The organism is Vibrio sp. 10N.286.45.E10, from assembly GCF_002874195.2.
Lineage (GTDB): Bacteria > Pseudomonadota > Gammaproteobacteria > Enterobacterales > Vibrionaceae > Vibrio > Vibrio crassostreae.
Genome location: NZ_MCWD02000001.1, coordinates 2,693,822 through 2,715,151, shown reverse-complemented (window position 1 = coordinate 2,715,151; position 21,330 = coordinate 2,693,822). Strand labels below are relative to the sequence as shown.

Annotated in this window: 26 protein-coding genes and 1 pseudogene; 10 read left to right on the top strand and 17 right to left on the bottom strand. The window is 44.8% G+C overall.

Going from position 1 to position 21,330, the window contains the following annotated elements:
* A complete protein-coding gene (gene thiQ, locus BCU34_RS12125; protein ID WP_102432493.1) occupies nt 1–705 on the top strand; it encodes a thiamine ABC transporter ATP-binding protein in 705 nt (234 codons plus the stop codon).
* Nucleotides 706–813: 108 nt separating this feature from the next.
* On the opposite strand, the gene yjgA is transcribed toward thiQ, so the two are convergent.
* Nucleotides 814–1,338 (bottom strand): ribosome biogenesis factor YjgA, encoded by a 525-nt coding sequence (yjgA, locus tag BCU34_RS12120; protein WP_017058909.1) that lies wholly within the window; start codon nt 1,336–1,338, stop codon nt 814–816.
* A gap of 118 nt (nt 1,339–1,456) precedes the next feature.
* Here yjgA and pmbA point away from each other — a divergent pair, with 118 nt between their 5' ends.
* The gene (gene pmbA, locus BCU34_RS12115; protein ID WP_048659271.1) at nt 1,457–2,800 is read left to right on the top strand and encodes a metalloprotease PmbA; all 1,344 of its coding nucleotides are present in this window, start codon (nt 1,457–1,459) and stop codon (nt 2,798–2,800) included.
* 96 nt (nt 2,801–2,896) lie between these two features.
* On the opposite strand, the gene mgtE is transcribed toward pmbA, so the two are convergent.
* From mgtE to BCU34_RS12055, 12 genes are all read right to left on the bottom strand, one after another.
* Nucleotides 2,897–4,252 carry a magnesium transporter gene (gene mgtE / locus BCU34_RS12110; RefSeq protein WP_048605905.1) on the bottom strand — a complete coding sequence of 452 codons (1,356 nt, stop codon included), beginning with the start codon at nt 4,250–4,252 and terminating at the stop codon, nt 2,897–2,899.
* Between the two features lie 148 nt (nt 4,253–4,400).
* Complete coding sequence (locus BCU34_RS12105; protein WP_048659270.1) at nt 4,401–4,676, bottom strand: HPr family phosphocarrier protein; 276 nt, start codon at nt 4,674–4,676, stop codon at nt 4,401–4,403.
* Between the two features lie 2 nt (nt 4,677–4,678).
* Entirely contained in the window at nt 4,679–5,548 is an 870-nt protein-coding gene (gene rapZ, locus BCU34_RS12100) for an RNase adapter RapZ (protein ID WP_048659269.1), read from the bottom strand.
* A 1-nt stretch (nt 5,549) separates the two neighbouring features.
* Complete coding sequence (gene ptsN, locus BCU34_RS12095) at nt 5,550–6,011, bottom strand: PTS IIA-like nitrogen regulatory protein PtsN (RefSeq protein ID WP_004738707.1); 462 nt, start codon at nt 6,009–6,011, stop codon at nt 5,550–5,552.
* Between the two features lies 1 nt (nt 6,012).
* Nucleotides 6,013–6,300 carry a ribosome hibernation promoting factor gene (hpf, locus tag BCU34_RS12090; RefSeq protein ID WP_102478653.1) on the bottom strand — a complete coding sequence of 96 codons (288 nt, stop codon included), beginning with the start codon at nt 6,298–6,300 and terminating at the stop codon, nt 6,013–6,015.
* Nucleotides 6,301–6,362: 62 nt separating this feature from the next.
* Nucleotides 6,363–7,823 (bottom strand): RNA polymerase factor sigma-54, encoded by a 1,461-nt coding sequence (locus BCU34_RS12085; RefSeq protein WP_102478654.1) that lies wholly within the window; start codon nt 7,821–7,823, stop codon nt 6,363–6,365.
* 54 nt (nt 7,824–7,877) lie between these two features.
* Nucleotides 7,878–8,603 (bottom strand): LPS export ABC transporter ATP-binding protein, encoded by a 726-nt coding sequence (lptB, locus tag BCU34_RS12080; protein ID WP_004735304.1) that lies wholly within the window; start codon nt 8,601–8,603, stop codon nt 7,878–7,880.
* A 2-nt stretch (nt 8,604–8,605) separates the two neighbouring features.
* Nucleotides 8,606–9,100 (bottom strand): lipopolysaccharide transport periplasmic protein LptA, encoded by a 495-nt coding sequence (gene lptA, locus BCU34_RS12075; RefSeq protein WP_004735305.1) that lies wholly within the window; start codon nt 9,098–9,100, stop codon nt 8,606–8,608.
* Nucleotides 9,081–9,644, bottom strand: a complete 564-nt coding sequence (gene lptC, locus BCU34_RS12070) for an LPS export ABC transporter periplasmic protein LptC (protein ID WP_004735306.1) — start codon at nt 9,642–9,644, stop codon at nt 9,081–9,083. Before lptC ends, lptA begins: the two co-directional genes overlap by 20 nt.
* Entirely contained in the window at nt 9,641–10,198 is a 558-nt protein-coding gene (gene kdsC, locus BCU34_RS12065; RefSeq protein ID WP_102478655.1) for a 3-deoxy-manno-octulosonate-8-phosphatase KdsC, read from the bottom strand. Before kdsC ends, lptC begins: the two co-directional genes overlap by 4 nt.
* Nucleotides 10,198–11,169, bottom strand: a complete 972-nt coding sequence (gene kdsD / locus BCU34_RS12060) for an arabinose-5-phosphate isomerase KdsD (protein WP_102432495.1) — start codon at nt 11,167–11,169, stop codon at nt 10,198–10,200. The genes kdsC and kdsD overlap by 1 nt, the downstream gene beginning before the upstream one ends.
* 34 nt (nt 11,170–11,203) lie before the next feature.
* Nucleotides 11,204–12,169, bottom strand: a complete 966-nt coding sequence (locus tag BCU34_RS12055; RefSeq protein WP_048659266.1) for a calcium/sodium antiporter — start codon at nt 12,167–12,169, stop codon at nt 11,204–11,206.
* Nucleotides 12,170–12,433: 264 nt separating this feature from the next.
* Here BCU34_RS12055 and mlaF point away from each other — a divergent pair, with 264 nt between their 5' ends.
* The 8 genes and pseudogenes from mlaF to BCU34_RS12015 all read left to right on the top strand — a co-directional run bounded on the left by mlaF (nt 12,434) and on the right by BCU34_RS12015 (nt 17,894).
* Nucleotides 12,434–13,228 (top strand): phospholipid ABC transporter ATP-binding protein MlaF, encoded by a 795-nt coding sequence (mlaF, locus tag BCU34_RS12050; RefSeq protein ID WP_102478656.1) that lies wholly within the window; start codon nt 12,434–12,436, stop codon nt 13,226–13,228.
* A gap of 1 nt (nt 13,229) precedes the next feature.
* A complete protein-coding gene (mlaE, locus tag BCU34_RS12045) occupies nt 13,230–14,009 on the top strand; it encodes a lipid asymmetry maintenance ABC transporter permease subunit MlaE (protein ID WP_017632286.1) in 780 nt (259 codons plus the stop codon).
* 2 nt (nt 14,010–14,011) lie between these two features.
* Nucleotides 14,012–14,503 (top strand): outer membrane lipid asymmetry maintenance protein MlaD, encoded by a 492-nt coding sequence (gene mlaD, locus BCU34_RS12040; RefSeq protein WP_048662139.1) that lies wholly within the window; start codon nt 14,012–14,014, stop codon nt 14,501–14,503.
* A gap of 49 nt (nt 14,504–14,552) precedes the next feature.
* On the top strand, nt 14,553–15,167 hold the full coding sequence (locus tag BCU34_RS12035; protein WP_240698006.1) for a phospholipid-binding protein MlaC: 615 nt from the start codon (nt 14,553–14,555) through the stop codon (nt 15,165–15,167).
* Nucleotides 15,167–15,469: pseudogene (locus BCU34_RS12030) on the top strand (lipid asymmetry maintenance protein MlaB); the annotation flags it as partial. The gene BCU34_RS12035 and the pseudogene BCU34_RS12030, both read left to right, overlap by 1 nt.
* A gap of 18 nt (nt 15,470–15,487) precedes the next feature.
* Entirely contained in the window at nt 15,488–15,742 is a 255-nt protein-coding gene (ibaG, locus tag BCU34_RS12025; protein ID WP_017058924.1) for a BolA family iron metabolism protein IbaG, read from the top strand.
* 8 nt (nt 15,743–15,750) lie between these two features.
* The gene (murA, locus tag BCU34_RS12020; RefSeq protein WP_017058925.1) at nt 15,751–17,016 is read left to right on the top strand and encodes a UDP-N-acetylglucosamine 1-carboxyvinyltransferase; all 1,266 of its coding nucleotides are present in this window, start codon (nt 15,751–15,753) and stop codon (nt 17,014–17,016) included.
* Nucleotides 17,017–17,168: 152 nt separating this feature from the next.
* Complete coding sequence (locus tag BCU34_RS12015; protein ID WP_017058926.1) at nt 17,169–17,894, top strand: 1-acylglycerol-3-phosphate O-acyltransferase; 726 nt, start codon at nt 17,169–17,171, stop codon at nt 17,892–17,894.
* Between the two features lie 123 nt (nt 17,895–18,017).
* Here the strand turns inward: BCU34_RS12015 and BCU34_RS12010 are convergent, their stop codons facing one another.
* The 4 genes from BCU34_RS12010 to BCU34_RS11995 all read right to left on the bottom strand — a co-directional run bounded on the left by BCU34_RS12010 (nt 18,018) and on the right by BCU34_RS11995 (nt 21,197).
* Nucleotides 18,018–18,407 carry a RidA family protein gene (locus tag BCU34_RS12010; RefSeq protein ID WP_009847729.1) on the bottom strand — a complete coding sequence of 130 codons (390 nt, stop codon included), beginning with the start codon at nt 18,405–18,407 and terminating at the stop codon, nt 18,018–18,020.
* Between the two features lie 136 nt (nt 18,408–18,543).
* Nucleotides 18,544–19,005 (bottom strand): aspartate carbamoyltransferase regulatory subunit, encoded by a 462-nt coding sequence (pyrI, locus tag BCU34_RS12005; protein ID WP_017632290.1) that lies wholly within the window; start codon nt 19,003–19,005, stop codon nt 18,544–18,546.
* 12 nt (nt 19,006–19,017) lie between these two features.
* Entirely contained in the window at nt 19,018–19,947 is a 930-nt protein-coding gene (pyrB, locus tag BCU34_RS12000; protein WP_102478658.1) for an aspartate carbamoyltransferase, read from the bottom strand.
* Between the two features lie 245 nt (nt 19,948–20,192).
* Nucleotides 20,193–21,197: an ornithine carbamoyltransferase gene (locus BCU34_RS11995; protein WP_102530383.1), complete on the bottom strand. Its 1,005-nt coding sequence runs from the start codon at nt 21,195–21,197 to the stop codon at nt 20,193–20,195.
* Nucleotides 21,198–21,330: the final 133 nt, after the last annotated feature.

Below are 21,330 nucleotides of genomic sequence, written 5' to 3'. Positions count from 1 at the left end.
ATGTTAGTGATGAAAGATGTGGATTACCACTATCACCAAGAGTTGTTTAGTTTTGATTTCCAAGCCGAGCAGGGTGATATTGTTGCTCTGATGGGGCCAAGTGGTGCGGGTAAATCAACGCTACTCGCATTGGTTGCTGGGTTTATCGAGCCTACATCGGGTGAGATCTCAGTGGCTGGCCAGTCGCTTATTGGCAAAGAAGCACATCAGCGCCCATTGGCGATGTTGTTCCAAGAACACAACCTATTTTCTCACCTCACGGTGCGTGAAAATATTGGATTAGGCTTACATCCAGGGTTAAAGCTTACCGTAACCCAAAAGCAATCTGTGGAACAAGCCGCAGCACAAGTGGGTGTTGCTGAGTATTTGGATAGATTGCCTGAGCACTTATCAGGCGGTCAACGCCAGCGTGTCGCACTAGCGCGTTGTTTTGTTCAACCACACGACATTTGGCTGCTTGATGAACCTTTTTCTGCGCTTGACCCTGTGCTGCGGGAAGAGATGCTGAGCTTGGTAAAGCGATTAGCGGCAGAGCGCAATATTACCGTCTTGATGGTGACACACCATTTAGGAGATGCACGCAGCATTGCAAATAAGTTTGTTTTTGTGGCGCTAGGTAAGGTTTTGGTTGAAGACTCGATAGAGGTACTGACGGCGGAGCATCCACAGCCAGAATTAAGCTCATTTGTTAAAGCGGGTGAGTGACGATTTATCACTTTTGTTGGATATCTTTAATATTGAGTACGTAGAAAACAAAAAGACCTAGCATGCGCTAGGTCTTTTATTCACTCTATAAGTAAAGCGAGATAACGATTAGTCTTCTAGCTTTAGCTCTTTTAAGATTTGGAAAATTTCACGAGAAGACTTTGCAGGCTTGTTCGCAGATTTCTCTTTGTTAGCCTGGCGAGCTAGCTGACGAAGACGCTGACGGTCTGCTTCAGGGTACATTTCCATGACTTCTGAAATAGCCGCATCACCTTCAGCAACAACACGATCACGCAGTTGCTCAAGCTTATGTAGCTCAGCTGTTGCTTGTGAGTGTTTGTTGCGTACTTTATCCAAAGCCGCTTGAATTGGCTCAGGATCGACATTGCGCATTACTTTACCAATGTATTGAAGTTGACGACGCTTCGCTTCATTTTTAAAGCGTTGTGCATCTTTAATCGCTTGTGCCAAATCTTCAGACAGCGGAAATTTGTCTAATACAGAAGGCTTTAGACCAACAAGCTCTTCTCCCAGCTTTTGCAGGGCATCCATGTCCGTTTTCATTTCTGTCTTACTTACCCAGATGATTTCTTCTTCTGGTTCCCATGGGGCTTTTTGGTTTTTGCGAGCCATCTTTTCTGCCTATGTCACTATCTCAAACGAATATATTGCCTATTTTAGCAAGAATCTTGGGGAGAAAGCGAAATTCTTGTTATCCTACGTAATATTGACCTAAAAAATTAGAATAGATATGGATGTAAAACAGCAAGTCGCCCAGCAAAGAGTTGAGCTAGAAGCCGCAGTAGCTAAAGCGTTGGATATGGCATCAGTGAGTGCAGACGCAGCTGAGGTCGCTATTACTAAGTCAACGGGTTTAAGTGTTTCAACACGTATGTGTGAAGTGGAAAACGTTGAATTTAATAGTGATGGTGCGCTAGGTATTACTGTTTATCGCGGCCAGAAAAAAGGCAGCGCATCTACATCTGATCTGAGTGAAAAGGCCATTGCTCAAACAGTAGCGGCTGCGCTTGATATCGCTCAGTACACTTCTGAAGACCCATTTGCAGGTCCTGCAGCAAAAGAATACATGGTAAAAGAAATTCCAGACTTGGATCTTTTCCACCCTGATGAACCAAACCCTGATTATGCTGCTGAAATTGCGATTGCTGCTGAGAAGCAAGCGTTAGCTTATAGCGACAAGATTAAGCAGAGTGATGGCGCAAGCTACGACAGCCATTATGGCGTTAAGGTTTATGGTAACAGCCATGGCTTACTAGCAAGCTACGCTTCAAGTCGCCATAGCACGAGCTGCTGTGTGATTGGAGAAGGCGCTAACGGTGAAATGGAACGAGATTACAGCTACACCGTTGCACGTCACCGCGATGAGCTATGGACGCCTGAGCGCGTAGGTCAAGAAGCAGCAGAAAAGACCATTAGCCGTTTGGATGCGAAAAAGCTACCAACAGGCCAATACCCAATTATGTTTGCTAACGATGTAGCTACTGGCCTGATCGGTCACCTTGTGATGGCGATCAGTGGCGGTAACCTTTACCGCAAGTCGTCATTCCTATTGGATCATCTAGGTCAGAAAATCCTACCGGACTGGTTTAATATTTCTGAGCGACCACATATCCTGCGAGGTTTGGCTTCAAGCCCGTTTGATAGCGAAGGTGTGTTCACTCAAGATCGTGAAATCATCACTGACGGTGTGCTAGCTACTTACTTACTAACTAGCTATGCCGCACGTAAAATGGACATGACACCAACAGGCCATGCGGGTGGTATTCATAACTGGTTTGTTAAATCGACCGGCCAAAACTTTGAGCAGATGCTAAAAGAGTTAGGGACTGGCTTCCTAGTCACTGAAGTGATGGGCCAAGGCGTAAACACCGTAACGGGTGATTATTCACGTGGCGCTGCAGGTTTCTGGGTTGAGAACGGAGAGATCCAATACCCAGTATCGGAAGTGACGATTGCGGGTAACCTAAAAGACATGTTTACTCAGATTGTTGCAGTCGGTAACGACGTAGAAACACGTTCTCAGATTCAAACGGGTTCTATCTTGCTTGAGTCAATGAAAGTCGCAGGTGAGTAATTCAATTAACACTAATTGATGAATTAAAAAAGGGAGCCAATGGCTCCCTTTTTGTTTTCTGTATGTCGCCAAAAATTGGCTAGCTGCTTCTGCTAACTAGATCAGTATGGTGGCTAAGCCTAAGAACACAGATAGGCCAATAACATCGGTTACGGTGGTCAGTGCCATACCGCCAGCAAGGGCTGGATCGATATTCATTTTCTTCAGCATCACCGGGATGGTTACACCGGCAATACCAGCCACTATCAAGTTGGTCATCATCGCTGCTGAGATTATGCCTCCCAGTATCCAGTTACCTTTCCAAGCGACCACGATACCGCCAATGATAACGGCCCATAGAACGCCGTTTAGGAAGCCGATTGCCGCCTCTTTGAGTAACAGTTCGCGTTTGTTACTGTCACCGATATGACCGAGTGCCAAACCACGAATCACTAAAGCAACGGTTTGGTTGCCCGCAACACCACCCATTGAAGGTACGATAGTCATCAGTACTGCTATCGCTGCCATTTGGTCGAGCGTTGCTTCAAACATATTCGATACCGATGCTGCAGCAAGTGCCGCGAGTACGTTAGCACCAAGCCACACACTACGACGACGAGCGGATTTTACGACTGGTGCGAAGGTATCTTCGTCATCGTCCATACCCGCCATACTCATCATTGAGTGTTCAGCATCTTCACGGATAACATCAACCACGTCATCGATGGTGATACGACCAACAAGGTGTTGATTGCTATCGACTACTGGCGCTGAAACCCAATTACGACGTTCGAACAGGCTCGCAATATCTGAAGCGCTGGTTTCAACCGCGATCGCTTCGTCGGCATCCTCCATCACTTCGGAAACTGCCACATCAGGCTGAGTCGTTACTAGTGTGGTAAGCGATAGGTTGCCGATAAGACGTTCTTCTTCATCAATAACATACAGAGCGTCAGTTGCATCGGGCAGTTCGCCACGCATACGCATGTAACGCAATACAACGTCAACATCGACATCACCACGAATCGTGATTACGTCGGTATTCATGATCGCACCCGCTGAATCTTCAGGGTACGACAGGGCGGTTTCAACTAATGCACGATCAACAGAGTCCATTTGAGAAAGGACTTCGCGAGAAACATCGTCGGGTAGGCTTCGAAGTACGTACGCGACGTCATCGGTTTCCATACCTTCGGTTGCTTCTGCTAAGGTCTCCGGTGCCATTTTTGACACAAGAGCATCTTTGACGTCTTCGTTTAGTTCATCAAGAATTTCACCGTAGTCTTCAGGGTCGGTGAGTTGCCAGAGTACGTCACGACTTTTGCGAGGGGAGGCTTCTAAAAGGTGTGCAATATCCTCAGGTTCCATGTCCTGAAGTTGTCGGCGTACGTGAACAAATCGGCCGTTTTCTAGGGCTTCGCTGACTTCTTGGAGGGTTTGGTGAGCTTGGTCGAATTCTAATTGCTCTGCCATATTTTCCTCCTATCTCATTATTCTAACAATGTTTGGAATAGTAACTTAATTCTGGGGCTTATTTAAATCATAAACTTAGATAGAACTAAGATTTAATATTGGTTGGTTCACTGTTTGAGTCTTATGTGTTGTAAGTGAAGCGTTTTCGCTACTCACCCTCATCAAACTTGTCTTCAATGAGATGACAGACGGCATCAAGCGCTTGCTGTGAATCGGTGCCTGCAGCTTGAATAGTAATATGTTGCCCTTGCGCTGATTCCAGCATAAGTAGCCCCATCACACTGTCTGCAGTTGCGATTTTATCTTCTTCGCTATGGATAGTGATGGTTGCATCAAAGCTTTGGGCAAGCTCAACCAATTTTACGGCTGCTCTAGCGTGAAGACCCAAGCGATTTTGGATCAGTACAGTTCGAGTTAATTCCATGGTTAGCCCTGTTGGTGCTTCTCTAGGGAGGCGTGTCTGATTTGAACTTGATGACCTAGTTGATCGAAGTACTCACCAATTTTTTGAGTTAGATAAACCGAGCGGTGTTTACCGCCAGTACAACCAATCGCGACCGTTAGGTAACTGCGATTATTCTTCTCCAACATTGGCAACCACTGTTCAACAAAGCCTTGGATCTGTTGCTTGAGCTCAAGAACTTCTGCGTGTTTTTCTAGAAAAGAGTGAATTGGAGCATCAAGACCTGTTAAAGGCCGTAGTGCTGGTTCCCAGTGAGGGTTCGGCAAAAAGCGAACGTCGAACACATAGTCGGCATCACTTGGTAGGCCGTATTTAAAACCGAAAGATTGAAAGACAATGATTAGCTCTTGCTTCTCTTTGCCTTCAACTTTAAATCGAACCTTTTCGCTCAATTCGTAGAGGTTGCAGTCACTACTATCAATCACAATGCAGGCTTGCTCTGCGAGAGGTGTTAGGAGTGTCTTTTCCAAATCAATCGCTTGCTCAAGAGATAATTTTTCTTGGCCGATCGATAACGGGTGGATTCTGCGTGTTTCGCTGTAGCGCTTGAGTAACGTCTGCTTGCTTGCATCGAGGAACAAGACGTTCACATCAATGTTGGTTGCAGACTCTAGCTGCTCTAGCATTTCTGTTACTAGCTGAGGCTCTTTCGGTAGGTTACGAATATCAATGCTAACCGCGACGTTTTGATTGATCTCACGTACCGATTCGACAAAGTCGTTGAGCAGGTTTACTGGCAGGTTATCGACGCAGTAATACCCCAAGTCTTCAAGGACTCGTAGCGCAACACTTTTACCGGCCCCAGATTGGCCACTAACAACGATTAACCGCATGTTATTGCTCGCAAGTTGGCACTTGAATCATGATGTCGTAAAGCTCTTGATCGCTTTGAGCGTTACGCAACTGTTTCAGAGTCTGCTTATCGTTTAGTCGCTCTGCCATACAAGAAAGGGTTTTTAGATGCTCCTTACATTGTTCACTTGGAACAAGCAGGGCAAATAGTAGGTCGACAGGACGATTATCAATCGCATCAAATTCGATGGGATCTTGGCATTGCAGTAATACAGCAATCGCTTTATCACTGACATTCATACGAGCGTGGGGAATAGCAATGCCATTACCAATGCCTGTACTGCCCATTTTTTCACGGCTCAACATGCACTCAAACAGTTCTGTTGAATCTTGACCACAGCTTTCTGCTGCGATCTGACTGATGAGCTCAAGGGCTCTTTTTTTGCTTGTGCATTGGACTGCACTTTTGGTGCAGTCCAATGAAAGTACTTCGCTTAATTGCATGTTAGTGACTACTTAGCTTTTCTTTGTGCTTGTTGAGTTGGCGGACGAGTTTATCAACCAATGAATCAATCGCGGCATACATGCTTTCATCTGTTGCTGTCGCATGGATTTCCCCCTGATTTATATGCAGGGTAGCTTCTGCGATGTGATTGATTTTCTCAACTTTTAAAACAACCTGAACGCTATTGATATGATCAAAGAAGCGCTCAAGTTTGTCGAATTTGGTGTGAACATAGTCTTGCATTGAATCGGTAAGATCAACGTGATGGCCTTGAATATTGATTTGCATAGACTTTCCTTTTCAGTTGGTTGCCTGATCATAGTTGCTAAGTAACTAGCGACTAAATGAGCTTATAGCAGGCGTTTACGCTGACTCGAAGGGGCAATGCCCAGAGACTCACGGTATTTCGCTATCGTACGTCTAGCTACCTGAATTCCTTGGTCAGCCAGTAAAGCAGCAATCTTGCTATCACTAAGAGGTTTCGCGGTGTTTTCTGCTGCGACAAGCTTCTTAATGAGTGCGCGAATTGCTGTCGATGAACATTCACCGCCATTGTCAGTGCTGACATGGCTTGAGAAAAAGTATTTGAGTTCGAAGATTCCACGTGGTGTATGCATGAATTTTTGAGTCGTCACACGAGAGATCGTGGATTCGTGCATATCAACAGCTAACGCAACATCATTCAGAACCATTGGCTTCATCGCTTCTTCGCCATGTTCGAAGAAATCACGTTGATGTTCAACAATGCATCGCGCAACTTTGAGTAGCGTCTCATTTCGACTCTCTAGGCTTTTAATTAGCCACTTTGCTTCTTGCAAATTTGAGCGGATGTATTGATTGTCGGCGCTGTTGCCTTTACTACCCAGATCAGCGTACTGCTGATTCACTTTCAGTTTAGGCACGCTATCAGGGTTAATGGTCACTAACCATTTGCCAAGGTCTTTGAAGACAGATACATCCGGGACCACATACTCAGTTTCATCCGGAGTAATCTTACTGCCAGGGCGAGGGTCCAGCTGTTGAATAAGCTGCAAAACTTCACGTAGTTCTGCTTCTTTCAACTTGGTCTCTTTGATAACCAATTTGTAATCACGGTTACCAAGTTGGTCAATATGGCTAGTAAGTACTAACTTAGCTTCGTTGAGCCAAGGAGTATCTTGAGGGAAGGTTGCCAGTTGCAGTAATAAGCAATCTTGCAGGTTGACTGAACCGACACCTAGCGGGTCAAACTGCTGAATTCGTTTACGTACGGCTTCAATTTCATCAAGCTCGATCTCTTCATTGTCGAAATTTTCAAGGATGTCTTCACAAGACACAGTGAGGTAGCCATAGTCGTCGATGGCGTCAATTAGCGCGAAAGCAATGCTTCGGTCAGTATCTGTGAAGGGTGTTAGATCGAGTTGCCAAAGTAGGTAATCGTGCAGGCTCTGTGTGGTTTCGCCTTGATAAACAGGCATGTCATCATCAATCGCAATGCCAGTGTTACCCGTGTTTGCGCTGTAGACATCTTCCCAAGTTGTGTCGATTTCGAGTTCGTTGCCAATCTCTGATTTTTCGATTAAGTCTGAGCTATCAGGTAAGTCTTGCTCTGTGGCTTCAACGGCTTCTTTTTCGTCACTGCTAGGTTTTTCTTCCGATGTTGGCGTGTCTTCATTGCCTTCTTCGACATCGAGTAGTGGGTTAGATTCAAGTGCTTCTTGAATCTCTTGTTGCAAATCTAAAGTAGACAATTGCAACAAACGAATCGCTTGCTGCAATTGAGGAGTCATTGCTAACTGTTGGCCTAGCTTAAGTTGTAATGAGGGTTTCATTCAGTGTGACTTACCTAGTTATTATTCTTAGAACTCTCGATACTCTCTATATAATCATAGACGGAATTGTTCGCCTAGATAAACTTGTTTAACTTGTTCGTTATTGAGAACATCTTCAGGAGTACCTTCAGCGATTAGGTGTCCTTGGCTTACGATGTAAGCTTTTTCACATACGTCTAGTGTTTCACGAACGTTGTGGTCGGTAATCAAAACGCCCAAGCCACGATCGCGTAGGTGAACAATGATTTTTTTGATATCGATAACCGAGATCGGGTCAACACCAGCGAACGGTTCATCCAGAAGAATGAACTGCGGGTTTGCTGCCAATGCGCGAGCAATCTCAACACGACGACGCTCACCACCCGACAGAGCCATACCATTACTGGTGCGGATATGTTGGATGTGGAATTCTTCAAGCAGGTCTTCCAATTTATCTTGACGCTGTTCATTGGTCATCTCATCACGGGTTTGTAATACCGCCATGATGTTGTTCTCAACTGACAACTTACGGAAAATCGATGCTTCTTGCGGTAGATAACCGATACCAAGACGAGAGCGACTGTGCATTGGCAAGATACTGATGTCTCGGTCATCAATGCTGATGGTGCCCTCATCACGCGCAACTAAACCAACAATCATATAGAAAGACGTGGTTTTACCTGCACCGTTAGGCCCAAGCAGACCAACGATCTGGCCTGACTCTACCTGCAAGCTTACATCGGTTACTACCTTACGCTTGCTATAGGTTTTCGCTAGGTTTTTTGCTTTAAGAACAGCCATCGCTACTTATTCACTTCCGTTGGTTGTAAAACCGTTGACACTCGTTTGTTTTCACCACTGTCAGCGACTAATTTCTGAGAACCGATCTGGTAAGTGATCTTAGAGCCGCGAATGATACTGCCATCTTGAGATAGCATCGCATTCTTGGTCATGATCAGTTTGTCGGCAACAAGCTGGTAATGCAGGTCGTCAGCTTCACCGTAGAGTGTCTTACCATCGTCAGTAAGCTGAGAGAAGGTTGCTGGCTTACCGAAGCCTTGAATTTCTTCAATCTCGCCGTTTACGGCGTTGCGGGTAACAATAACCTTATCGGCATTGATATTGATGCTGCCTTGTTTAAGGTTTACATCACCAAGAAAGGTTACTTGATTACTTTTCATATCCAATTGCTGGCTGTCTGAGTCAATGTAGACAGGTTGCTCGCTATCCGAAGAAAGGGCATAGACATTTGGTGCCGCAAGGGTCAAAGCGAATAAACTAAGGTGTAAGAGTTTCATATCTACCTTGAACAGAATTAAAGAGGGTTGCATTGTTGGTACCGAAGTTACCTTTCATTGCTTGTCCCTCAGTTTCAAAAAATGTACCGATCATATGGACCGGAGTCTCTGAATAAAAATCTCGGCTAGGCAGCTCAACAACCATTTTATCTGTAGTCATTGTATCGAAGCTGGCTTCTGGCAATAGGTTCTTTGCCACGACGTTGTCATAAAAAGTGACAACTTGATTCTCATCCATAATCGCGCGATCAGCGGTGACTTGCCATTCAATCGTGTGTCCTTCTCGGAATACCGAAAGAACCGGGTTTTGAAAGTGCGTATCGCCAACCACTGAGTAATGTTCTAAATACGTCGATTCAACCTGATAGCTACGAATACCGCTTTCGTCATAGCTAATGTTGTTTAGGCTTTTGCCACTAAACGCGGGCAGCTCCAAATTTGGAGCTACTTGTATCGTTGATGTTTGCTCTTTGTCGTACAGGTAATAGGTCGACCAAGAGGCAATAAATATTAGTATTAAATAGATAATACGAGTAAAACTCATATGCTTAAACCTTTATGCACGTCGAGTTCATTTCTTGCTTGTAAAATAAGGTCGCAAACCTCACGTACCGCACCATGACCACCGTTAATGGTTGTCACGTAGTTTGCTCGCTTTGCAAGTAGCGGGTGACCATCTGCTACACAGACCTTCAAGCCAACTTTTTCCATCACAGGCCAGTCGATCAGATCGTCGCCGATGTAACCTGTGTTTTCAGGATTTACAGAAAGCTTATCGCAAATATCCTGGTATGCCTTAACTTTATCGTCTTGGCCTTGATAAATCAGCTTGATGCCTAGAGCAGTCATTCGATTCTCAACAATTTGAGATTTACGACCAGTGATGATCGCGATTTTAATACCCGCGTTCATCAGTGATTTAATGCCGTAACCGTCACGAGTGTGAAAGGTCTTCAGCTCTTCACCGTTGTTGCCCATGTAGATGCGACCATCAGAGAATACACCATCGACATCGCAAATTAGTAGTTTGATCTCTTTTGCTACTGCGAATACATCAGCATCTACTGTGCCGTATAAGGTTTCGACTGTCTGTGTCATTACATTACTCCTGCTTTCAGTAAGTCATGCATGTTTAAGGCTCCAACCAGCTTACCTTCATGGCACAACATCAGGCCATTGATGCTTTTAGCTTGCATCAAGTTTAATCCCTCTACTGCGAGCATGTTTGGTTCTGCTACAGTTGGGTTAAGTGTCATTACGTCGCCGATCTGCGTGTTATGAATATCAACGCGCTTGTCTAGGATTCGGCGTAAATCACCATCGGTAAAAATACCGGCCATTTGGCCATCTTCACCAACGATGGCTGTCATGCCCAAGCCTTTTTGAGATATCTCTAACAGAGCATCTCGTACTAGCGCATTTGGTGCAACAACAGGGAGTGCATCTCCTGTGTGCATGATGTCGTCTAGTTTTAACAGCAGTTGACGACCTAAAGCGCCACCTGGATGAGACAATGCAAAGTCTTGAGCGGTAAAGCCTCGAGCCTGCAAAAGTGCAACGGCTAATGCATCACCCATAACCAAAGTCGCCGTGGTACTGGTTGTTGGTGCTAAGCCCAGTGGACACGCTTCTTCCGGTACTGAAATTTGTAAATGGATATCAGACAAGGTCGCCATGTTTGATGCTGGCTTACCTGTCATGCTGATGATCTTGATGTTCAGACGCTTTAATACAGGGAATAGGCTGAGGATTTCTCCCGATTCGCCTGAGTTGGATATTGCGATCACAATATCGCCAGGTTCGATCATGCCTAAGTCGCCATGCGCTGCTTCTCCTGGGTGCACAAAGAAAGCAGATGTCCCGGTACTTGCTAACGTTGCTGCTATTTTGTTGCCAATGTGGCCTGATTTACCCATGCCCATCACAACGACTTTGCCTTTGTTGTTCAGGATAAGGTCGCAAGCTTTACAAAAATCATCATTAAAATATTGGTCTAATTGAGTGAGACCTGCAACTTCGGTTTCCAAAACTTGTTTTGCAACGCTGCGGTAATCAAATGGCTGAGACATCAAATACTCCAAGTACGGGAAGTTAAATCAACAATTAAGCCGACATGTTCATTAGTAGGTAACTTTGGTAGGCCACAAACGTGATAATTAACACTCCGCCTTCAATACGATTCACGCTACGAGATTTTCCTAGTGCCATAACAACAAGCAGTAGCGATACGCCTAGCATTACCCAGAAGTCACGACCCATAGCGAACTCGCTCAAGATCGAAGGGTTTAGGATGCCCGGGATACCCATAACAGCAAGGATGTTGAATACGTTTGAGCCAATGATATTACCCACGGCCATATCATCTTCACCCTTCATAACACCAGCAAGTGATGCGGCAAGCTCAGGCAGACTAGTACCTACGGCAATGATAGTTAGACCTATGACAAGATCGCTCATGCCAAAATATTTCGCGATGATTACCGCATTATCTACCAGCATATCAGCAGCCAAAGGCAGGATGATCAGGCCAATCACGACCCACATTGCGGCTTTAGGGTTGCTTACACCCTCTGGGATTTCTGATTCTTGTTCATCAAGGAAAGCATCGCCGTTCTTTTTCTCGCTGCGGCTGATTTGCAACATAGCAAACAAAAACGCGGCAAAAAGAACAAACAACAACACGCCTTCATAGAAGCCTAAATGGTTATCCCACAGTAGGGCGCCCGCTAGTAGAGTAACACCGATCATTAATGGTAGTTCACGACGAATCACGCCTGAGCTAATAGATAATGGCTTAATCAGTGCTGTAATACCTAAAATCAGCGCGATGTTGGCGATGTTTGAACCTAAAACGTTACCAACGGCTGTATCTGTTTTGCCATCAAGGGCTGCTGTTGCAGAAACCATCATTTCAGGAGCCGAAGACCCCATTGCTAAGATCGTCATACCGATAACTAGTGGTGAAATACCGAAGTTGCGAGCAAGAGCTGCGGCACCGTAAACCAGCTTATCTGCACTCCACACCAAAAAACCTAGACCGATAATAAGAAACGCAATCGCTTCAAGCATGATGATTCCTAAAAAATTAATAAAAACGGAGAATTAACCGCTAATTTTGACCTGTTGCTAGATAAAAGGGAAGTCACTCGGCAAATTAATTACCAGTTAGCTGGCAAGAAAGAGAGCTCAATAGATAATTTTCTAATGCTTTCAAATTCCTGCATAGATTCCTGTTTAATATGAATTAATTGAACAGTGCTTTTAATTCTAAAGTAGACTCATTATTATTGCAGCCATAATTGGCGTTTTTTAAAGCAAGGAAACAACAAAAATATGTTGAACACTGAGCTTGTGAAAGTTAAGAACCTCAGCTTTTCACGCGGTGATCGCGTTATCTTTGATGATATAAGTTTAGAGGTTCCTCAAGGTAAGATAACCGCAATTATGGGGCCGTCAGGGATTGGTAAAACGACCTTGTTGCGTTTGATTGGCGGACAGTTGCCGCCAGATGGAGGCGAAGTCTGGTTTGATGGCGACAACATCCCTGCATTATCACGTCGAAAGCTGTATCAAGCACGAAAAAAAATGAGCATGCTTTTCCAGTCGGGTGCACTTTTTACGGATCTTAATGTCTTTGATAATGTGGCATTTCCACTACGCGAACACACTGAACTGAATGATAAATTCATTCGTACCATCGTATTACTTAAGCTTGAGGCGGTAGGGTTACGAGGGGCAGCACAGTTAATGCCAAGTGAATTGTCTGGCGGTATGGCGAGACGAGCGGCGTTGGCTCGGGCGATCGCATTGGATCCAGAACTTATCATGTACGATGAACCGTTTGTTGGCCAAGACCCAATCACCATGGGTGTTTTGGTTGAGCTTATTCGTAACCTCAATCAAGCGTTGGGCTTAACCTCGATTGTCGTTTCTCACGATGTTCCAGAAGTAATGAGTATTGCGGATTGGGTTTACCTCATGGCGGATAGCAAAATCATTGCTGCGGGAACGCCTGAAGAGTTGTACAACAACGACGATCCGAGAGTGCAGCAATTCTTACAAGGTGAAGCTGATGGTCCGGTGCCGTTTAGATTCCCTGCGCAAAGTCTAGAAAAGGATTTGTTTTAATATGATAGCTAAAACTATTGCGGGTGTCGGTAGACGTACACTTGCGATTTGCGAGTCATTTGGTCGAGCAAGCCTGATGTTATTCGGGGCGTTGTTTGGCATCCCGAGACTAAAAAACTTCCCTTTATTAGTAAAACAACTTTATAGCGTTGGCGTTCAGTCATTGGCTATTATTTTAGTTTCGGGTCTGTTCATTGGCATGGTACTCAGCCTGCAAGGTTATGTCGTGTTAATCGACTACGGCGCAGAGGGGAACCTTGGGCAGATGGTCGCTCTTTCTCTGTTACGAGAGCTCGGTCCTGTAGTTACAGCGCTGCTGTTTGCAGGTCGCGCAGGTTCTGCGTTAACGGCTGAGATTGGCTTGATGAAGGCTACAGAGCAGATTTCCAGCCTTGAGATGATGGCCGTTGACCCTCTTAAACGCATTATTGCACCACGACTTTGGGCCGGGCTTATCTCAATGCCATTGCTTGCTATGATCTTTATGGCGGTAGGCATTTGGGGCGGTCAGTTAGTGGGTGTTGATTGGAAAGGCATTGACCACGGTAGTTTCTGGTCTGCGATGCAGTCTTCTGTTGAGCTAGGTCGAGATATTGGTAACAGCATGATCAAGTGTATGGTCTTCGCTATCACCGTAACTTGGATCGCACTTTTCAATGGTTATGATGCGGTACCGACCTCTGAAGGTATCAGTCAGGCAACCACACGCACAGTAGTGCACTCTTCTCTAGCGGTATTAGGGCTAGATTTTGTTCTTACCGCATTGATGTTTGGGAATTAATCATGCAACAAACTCGAAAATTAGAATTATGGGTCGGCACCTTTGTTATTGCCGGAATTTGCGCAATCTTAATCATGATCTTTCAAGTCGCTGACGTAAAAGGCATAGGTTCGAACCATACTTACAATCTAAAAGCGACCTTTGACAACATTGGTAGCCTAAAGGTTCGTTCTCCGGTGAAAGTGGGGGGCGTGGTTGTTGGCCGAGTTCAAAGTATTGAACTTGATACCGAGAGCTACCTGCCAGTGGTTAAATTGTCTATTGATTCGAAGTACTCACAATTTCCTGATACCTCTAGTGCTCAAATCTTAACGTCAGGTTTAATCGGTGAGCAGTACATCAGTTTAGTTCCAGGCTTCATTTTTGACGATGAAGAGATGTTGGTTGATGGTGATTCGATTGAAGACACCAAGTCAGCATTGGTACTAGAAGATTTGATCGGCCAAGTGCTGTATAGCGTTGGTGGCTCTGATGACAATAAAGCTGAGGAATAAGAGGATGTTGAAAAAGATGAGTCACTTGAAAATAGGGTTTTTCGCTGTAATGGCCTTGTTGATTTCTACTCAAGCTTTTGCGGATGAGACTATTGATAAAACGCAGCCTTACCAAATGATGACGCAAGTCGCTGAGGTGGCATTTGAGCGCTTAAAGATCGAACAAGACAACATTCACCAAGATCCAGAGCTCCTTAAGGTGATCGTGGAAGAAGAGTTGATGCCTTATGTGAATGCTCAATATGCAGCACTTAAGCTGCTTGGTCCAAACTTGAAAGGCGCAGATAGAAAAGACGTGCGTGTATTTATCGACTCATTCCGTAAATACTTGGTTTCTTCTTACGCTCAAGTGCTAACTCAATACACAGATCAGACAATTGAATTTGGCCCTGAACCAAAAATCAAAGCGGACAGCCGTATTACCAGTATCAAGGTAGACATCATTGATTCGCCGCGACCTAACATCAAGCTTGAATTTAAACTTCGTAAAGACAAAAAATCTGGCGAGTGGAAGGCATTTGATATGGTTGCGGAAGGGATCAGTCTGCTGTCGAGCAAGCAATCGGAGTGGAATACTAAGATTCGTCAAGAAGGCATCTTACAGGTTGCTGACGAGCTAGAGAAATTAGCAGCACAACCGATTCGTTTTGAGAGTAATAAATAATGAGCCATTCTCAATGGCAAGCACTAAGCTCTAAAGAATATCAGCTGCTTGGCGATATCGACCGAGACAGTGTCCCTGCAATCTGGCGTATATTGGAAAAGTGGCAAACGACGGAATCGAGCGTTGAAATTGACCTTAGCCATATAAATCGAGTCGATTCAGCAGGAATGGTGATGCTAATTCACTTATTAGAGCATGCAAAAAATCAAAACTGTCATATAATGCTCAGTTTCGTGCCAGAACAATTACGAACGTTGTTCCAATTGAGCAATATCCAGCCAATGATGGCAGAACACATAAAAATTAGGCAGGAGCTATTTGTGGACAGCACAAAAGTACAAGAATTATTAGCAGAAGCACTGAACCTTCAGGAAATTTTCGTGAAGGGTGAAGGCAGTCATTACGAAGTTGTTGCGGTTGATCCATGTTTTGACGGCATGAATCGAGTTAAGAAGCAGCAACTAATCTACGGCCCACTAATGGAATACATTCAACGCAATGATATCCATGCTCTTTCTATTAAGGCTTTTACGCCAGAAGAGTGGGAACGTGATAAGAAACTGATGTCACTTTAAGGTTTATGATGGAAAAGTTTCGAGTTATTGGATCAGACAAGCCGTTAAGCGGTGAAGTGACGATCTCAGGCGCAAAAAACGCAGCGCTACCTATCTTATTTGCTTCAATTCTTGCTGAAGAGCCAGTAGAAGTAAGTAACGTTCCTCACCTACGTGACATCGATACTACGATGGAACTACTAAAGCGTTTAGGCGCAAAAGTATCACGTAACGGTAGTGTTCATGTTGATGGCAGCGAAATCAATGAATTTTGTGCGCCTTACGATTTAGTGAAAACAATGCGTGCTTCTATTTGGGCTTTAGGCCCTTTAGTGGCTCGTTTTGGTGAAGGCCAAGTGTCACTTCCTGGTGGTTGTGCAATTGGTGCTCGACCTGTTGATTTGCATATCCATGGCCTAGAGCAACTAGGTGCGACCATTAAGTTGGAAGATGGTTATGTGAAAGCAAGTGTTGATGGCCGTTTGAAAGGCGCGCACATCGTGATGGATAAAGTAAGCGTTGGCGCTACGATTACTATCATGTGTGCAGCAACACTAGCGGAAGGTACAACAGTACTCGATAATTCAGCGCGTGAGCCTGAGATTGTTGATACGGCTGACTTCCTAAACAAACTAGGTGCTAAAATTTCTGGCGCAGGTACAGATACGATTACTATCGAAGGCGTTGAGCGTCTTGGTGGTGGCCAACACTCTGTGGTTGCTGACCGTATTGAAACTGGTACTTTCCTGGTTGCTGCTGCTGTTTCTGGCGGTAAAGTGGTTTGTCGCAACACCAACGCTCATCTTCTTGAAGCTGCCTTAGCGAAGCTTGAAGAAGCGGGTGCGAAGGTTGAAACGGGCGAAGACTGGATCAGCCTTGATATGACGGGTCGTGAACTGAAAGCGGTGAAAATCGTAACGGCACCTCACCCTGGCTTCCCAACCGATATGCAAGCACAGTTTACTCTGCTTAACATGATGGCGAAGGGCAGTGGTGTTATTACTGAGACTATCTTTGAAAACCGCTTTATGCACATTCCTGAGTTACAGCGAATGGGCGCAAAAGCGGAAATCGAAGGCAACACGGCTATCTGTGGTGAGACGGAAAAACTGAGCGGCGCTCAAGTAATGGCTACGGACCTTCGCGCATCTGCGAGCCTTGTGATTGCTGGCTGTATTGCTCAAGGCGAAACCATCGTTGACCGTATTTATCACATCGATCGTGGCTACGATAAGATTGAAGATAAACTGTCAGCCTTAGGCGCAAACATTACACGATTTAGTGAGTCGAACTAACCTAGGTTAGTGGATTCATGAATCAGTAAGATGAAAACATAAAAGTCGGAACCTTGGTTTCGGCTTTTTTATAGTTGTATTTACCGCAAGTAAATCTATTGCTCATTTTTGCGCAAATAGATGAATCAACTTGGCGGTCGGTGAGGAACAAAATGATAGCAATATTACGTATTTTCGCAGTGGCGATATTTGCGATTCTTATGTTTGTATTTGGGTGTGGTTACTGTTTACTGAGCCCGCGCAACCCAAAACACGTATTTACCTTTGGCCGCTATTTCGGTCGCATGTCGAAGATCTTCGGCATGAAGTTAGAGCTTCGCATCCCAGAAGATGCCTACTCTCGCGGCCAACATGTTTATGTGGCGAACCACCAAAACAGCTGGGATCTATTCACGATTTCATCAGCGGTAACGCCTAAAGTGGTGACGGTTGGTAAGAAAAGCCTAGTGTGGATGCCTCTATTTGGTCAGCTTTACTGGCTGACGGGTAACATCCTAATTGACCGTGCTAACCGCAGCAAAGCGGTGGGTACAATTGATCAGGTAGTGACAAGCCTAAAAGAGAGCGACGTTTCAGTATGGATGTTCCCTGAAGGGACTCGTTCTCGTGGCCGTGGTTTGTTGCCATTCAAAACGGGTGCTTTCCATGCTGCAATTGGCGCAGGCTTACCGATTATCCCTATCGTGTGTAGCTCAACAGGTGGCGTGAAGCTAAACCGTTGGAACAACGGCCATGTGATTGTTGAGATGCTGCCACCTATCAGCACAGAAGGTTACGACAAGTCTAATGTTCGTGAACTAGCTAACTTAGCTCGTGAGCAGATGGCTGCTAAGCTTGAAGAATTAGATAAAGAAGTGGTTGAGCTTAATAAGAAATAATCATCTAAGCGAAACGACGAACAATAAAAAGGTTGCCAATAGGGCAACCTTTTTTGTATCTGATAAACGCTCAGCTTGATGCCTTATTCGCTTACTAGAACCGTTTATTCAAGAGGGTAAAACCTATTTACGAACCGCAATAGCTTCGATTTCGATACCTACATCTTTTGGTAGACGAGCTACTTCAACACATGAACGTGCAGGGTAGTTCGCAACGCCGTGCTCATCAAAGAATTTGCCGTAAACTTCGTTTACTGTGCCGAAGTCGTTTAGGTCTTTTACGAATACCGTTAGTTTTACGATGTCTTTTACAGTCAGGCCTGAAGCTTCAACAACCGCTTGAACGTTGTCTAGAGATTGGCGAGCTTGCACTGCGATATCAGCAGATACTTCACCAGTTGCTGGGTTTACTGGGATTTGACCAGAAGTCAGTACCATGTTGCCAAGGTCAACACCTTGTACGTATGGGCCGATTGCAGCTGGAGCAGATTCTGTGTGAAGTACTTTAGTCATTGGTTTATTCCATCAGTTATTAGATAAAAATCGTTTTTCAGTGTGCCTTCAAATTTGGGCTAGGTAAAGCGTAAAATACCCCGCACAGGCGAGGTATTTGATAGTTTTTACGTTCAAACGGGGTTGCCGTATGACGTTATCTTTCTGTTACGATTTCGCGAGAGAAGACTTTTTCGCAATACTTACACTTTAATCGAATATCTTCTTTCTTTTCAAAGATCTTAAAGCTGCTTTCAACCGGTTCATTGTGAGTAATACAGTTGGTATTTGGGCACTCGAACACATCGTTGATTTGCTCAGGAAGTTCTAATGCTAACTTCTTAACCACTTCGTAATCTTCGATTTGATTAACGGTCGCGTGAGGTGCGTAAAGTGCCAACTTGCTCGCCTGTTCTTCCGTGATAAATACATTCTCAATCTTAAGCAGGTCTTTTCCACCTAGTGCAGATGATGGCAGATTTAGGCCAATGGTCACGCGCTGGTGAGAGTTGTGCATGTCGAACAGTTTTAGCACCTTGATCCCGATGTTAGCTGGGATGTGGTCGATAACAGTACCGTTTCTGATTGCTTCAACTTTTAATTGAGTCTCTTTAGACATGATATCTCTCCTCTACAGCGTTTCGTTAAGAACAAGGGCTAGTAATGCTTCACGCGCGTAAACACCATTCTCTGCTTGCTGGAAGTAGTAAGCGTAAGGTGTTTTATCTACATCGATAGTAATCTCATCAACACGAGGAAGAGGGTGCAGAACCTTCAGGTTATCGCGTGCATTCTCCAGCATTGAAGCGGTCAGGATGTACGCTGATTTGATGTGCGCGTATTCTGACTCATCGAAGCGCTCTTTTTGAACTCGAGTCATGTACAAGACATCAAGCTCAGGAATGACATCTTCCATGTCCGTCAATAGTTGGTACTTGATGCCCGCTTCATCAAGCTCTTCGCAAATGTAGTCTGGCATCGCCAGTGCTTCTGGTGCCACGAAATAGAAACAGATGTTGTCGAACTTCGCTAGCGCTTGCGTCAACGAGTGAACTGTACGGCCGTACTTAAGGTCACCAACGAATGCAACGTTTAGGTTGTCGAGGCGGCCTTGTGTCTCGGCGATAGAGAATAGGTCTAATAACGTTTGTGTTGGATGTTGATTTGCGCCGTCACCTGCATTAATAACCGGTACACCGTTTGAGAACTCAGAAGCCAGACGCACTGCGCCTTCTTGAGGGTGACGCATCACGTAAGCGTCAACGTATGAAGAGATAACCTGTACTGAGTCCGCTAGCGTTTCGCCTTTCTTTGCCAAAGAAGTGTTACCACCACTGTCGAAGCCAATCACGTCACCACCGATGCGTTGAATCGCAGTTTCAAAAGAGAGGCGAGTTCGCGTAGAAGGTTCGAAGAAGCAGCTGGCAACAACTTTGTTCTTGATGAGTTCTGGGTTTGGTTCAGCCTTTAGCTGACCTGCCGTTTGAACAATTAATTCTAGCTCTTCACGAGAAAGCTCTGGAATTGAGATGATGTGCTTTTGATAGAGCGAATTCGCCATGATCTTCTTCCCCACAATAATGTATTGGCCATAAAAAAGCCCCCCATAATGGGAGGCTTTAAAAAAGTGCTGAAAAGCAGAATAGACGGCCTGGTAAGCATCTTAGCTTACGAGCAATATTTGGTGTTTTCACAATATTGGTTGGCGTCATTTTCACTACTCTCAGACAAATTGCCGAGAATTATACGCTTTCAATTTGTGAGCGCAAGCGATTACATCAAGCTTTTGTTTACTTTCAATATTCGCTATTGGCCCAGTGTCGCAACCATAACCGCTTTGATGGTGTGCATGCGATTCTCAGCTTCATCAAACACAATTGAGTAATCCGATTCAAAGACTTCGTCAGTGACTTCTAAACCGTTCATTCCATACTTGTCTGCGACTTGCTGACCAATCACAGTTTCATTGTTGTGGAAAGCGGGTAGGCAGTGCATGAACTTCACTTGAGGGTTACCAGTTAGGTTAATGACATCCATATTCACTTGGTATGGCTTCATTACCGCTACACGCTCGTCCCAAGCTTCTGGGGCTTCACCCATCGAAACCCAAACATCGGTGTATAGGAAATCACAACCTTTCACGCCTTCAGCAACGTCTTCAGTCAACGTGATTTTTGCACCAGTGTTTTGTGCAATGGTTTGGCACTCTTCTACAAGTTGTTCTTCTGGCCAAAAGGCTTTTGGCGCGACAAGGCGAATATCCATGCCCATTTTCGCAGCACCGACTAACAGTGAGTTGCCCATGTTGTTACGCGCATCGCCTAGGTAGGCAAAGCTGATTTGATGTAGATGTTTACCGCGACCATGCTCAAGCATAGTGAGGAAATCAGCCAAGATCTGAGTCGGATGGAATTCATCGGTTAGGCCGTTCCAAACCGGCACACCAGCGTATGCGCCAAGATCTTCGACAGTGCTTTGACCAAAGCCACGGTATTCAATGCCGTCGTACATACGACCTAATACACGAGCCGTATCTTTCATTGATTCTTTCTGACCAATCTGAGAACCAGAAGGGCCTAGATAAGAGACTTGAGCACCTTGATCAAAGGCCGCTACCTCAAAAGCACATCGAGTTCGTGTTGATGCTTTTTCAAAGATCAAAGCGATGTTTTTACCGTTAAGCTTTTTCTGCTCTGTTCCTGCATACTTAGCTTTTTTTAGATCAGCAGACAGATCGAGTAAAAACTGAATCTCTTTAGGAGTAAAGTCGAGAAGTTTTAGAAAGTTACGATTGCGAAGATTAAAGGCCATCTCTCGCTCCTTGCGAATATAGAATCAATGAAGAACTCAGTTAAACATAAAGATGCTATATTTGTGAATATTTATTTTATTAATTTAATAAAAAAGGCCAGTAAATGAATACTGGCCTAGATAAGTTATTGAG

Coding starts and splice junctions, on each gene's coding strand:
- thiQ (WP_102432493.1), top strand. CDS start 1: ATGTTAGTGATGAAAGATGTGGATTACCACTATCACCAAGAGTTGTTT.
- yjgA (WP_017058909.1), bottom strand. CDS start 1,338: ATGGCTCGCAAAAACCAAAAAGCCCCATGGGAACCAGAAGAAGAAATC.
- pmbA (WP_048659271.1), top strand. CDS start 1,457: ATGGATGTAAAACAGCAAGTCGCCCAGCAAAGAGTTGAGCTAGAAGCC.
- mgtE (WP_048605905.1), bottom strand. CDS start 4,252: ATGGCAGAGCAATTAGAATTCGACCAAGCTCACCAAACCCTCCAAGAA.
- BCU34_RS12105 (WP_048659270.1), bottom strand. CDS start 4,676: ATGGAATTAACTCGAACTGTACTGATCCAAAATCGCTTGGGTCTTCAC.
- rapZ (WP_048659269.1), bottom strand. CDS start 5,548: ATGCGGTTAATCGTTGTTAGTGGCCAATCTGGGGCCGGTAAAAGTGTT.
- ptsN (WP_004738707.1), bottom strand. CDS start 6,011: ATGCAATTAAGCGAAGTACTTTCATTGGACTGCACCAAAAGTGCAGTC.
- hpf (WP_102478653.1), bottom strand. CDS start 6,300: ATGCAAATCAATATTCAAGGCCATCACGTTGATCTTACCGATTCAATG.
- BCU34_RS12085 (WP_102478654.1), bottom strand. CDS start 7,823: ATGAAACCCTCATTACAACTTAAGCTAGGCCAACAGTTAGCAATGACT.
- lptB (WP_004735304.1), bottom strand. CDS start 8,603: ATGGCTGTTCTTAAAGCAAAAAACCTAGCGAAAACCTATAGCAAGCGT.
- lptA (WP_004735305.1), bottom strand. CDS start 9,100: ATGAAACTCTTACACCTTAGTTTATTCGCTTTGACCCTTGCGGCACCA.
- lptC (WP_004735306.1), bottom strand. CDS start 9,644: ATGAGTTTTACTCGTATTATCTATTTAATACTAATATTTATTGCCTCT.
- kdsC (WP_102478655.1), bottom strand. CDS start 10,198: ATGACACAGACAGTCGAAACCTTATACGGCACAGTAGATGCTGATGTA.
- kdsD (WP_102432495.1), bottom strand. CDS start 11,169: ATGTCTCAGCCATTTGATTACCGCAGCGTTGCAAAACAAGTTTTGGAA.
- BCU34_RS12055 (WP_048659266.1), bottom strand. CDS start 12,169: ATGCTTGAAGCGATTGCGTTTCTTATTATCGGTCTAGGTTTTTTGGTG.
- mlaF (WP_102478656.1), top strand. CDS start 12,434: ATGTTGAACACTGAGCTTGTGAAAGTTAAGAACCTCAGCTTTTCACGC.
- mlaE (WP_017632286.1), top strand. CDS start 13,230: ATGATAGCTAAAACTATTGCGGGTGTCGGTAGACGTACACTTGCGATT.
- mlaD (WP_048662139.1), top strand. CDS start 14,012: ATGCAACAAACTCGAAAATTAGAATTATGGGTCGGCACCTTTGTTATT.
- BCU34_RS12035 (WP_240698006.1), top strand. CDS start 14,553: ATGGCCTTGTTGATTTCTACTCAAGCTTTTGCGGATGAGACTATTGAT.
- murA (WP_017058925.1), top strand. CDS start 15,751: ATGGAAAAGTTTCGAGTTATTGGATCAGACAAGCCGTTAAGCGGTGAA.
- BCU34_RS12015 (WP_017058926.1), top strand. CDS start 17,169: ATGATAGCAATATTACGTATTTTCGCAGTGGCGATATTTGCGATTCTT.
- BCU34_RS12010 (WP_009847729.1), bottom strand. CDS start 18,407: ATGACTAAAGTACTTCACACAGAATCTGCTCCAGCTGCAATCGGCCCA.
- pyrI (WP_017632290.1), bottom strand. CDS start 19,005: ATGTCTAAAGAGACTCAATTAAAAGTTGAAGCAATCAGAAACGGTACT.
- pyrB (WP_102478658.1), bottom strand. CDS start 19,947: ATGGCGAATTCGCTCTATCAAAAGCACATCATCTCAATTCCAGAGCTT.
- BCU34_RS11995 (WP_102530383.1), bottom strand. CDS start 21,197: ATGGCCTTTAATCTTCGCAATCGTAACTTTCTAAAACTTCTCGACTTT.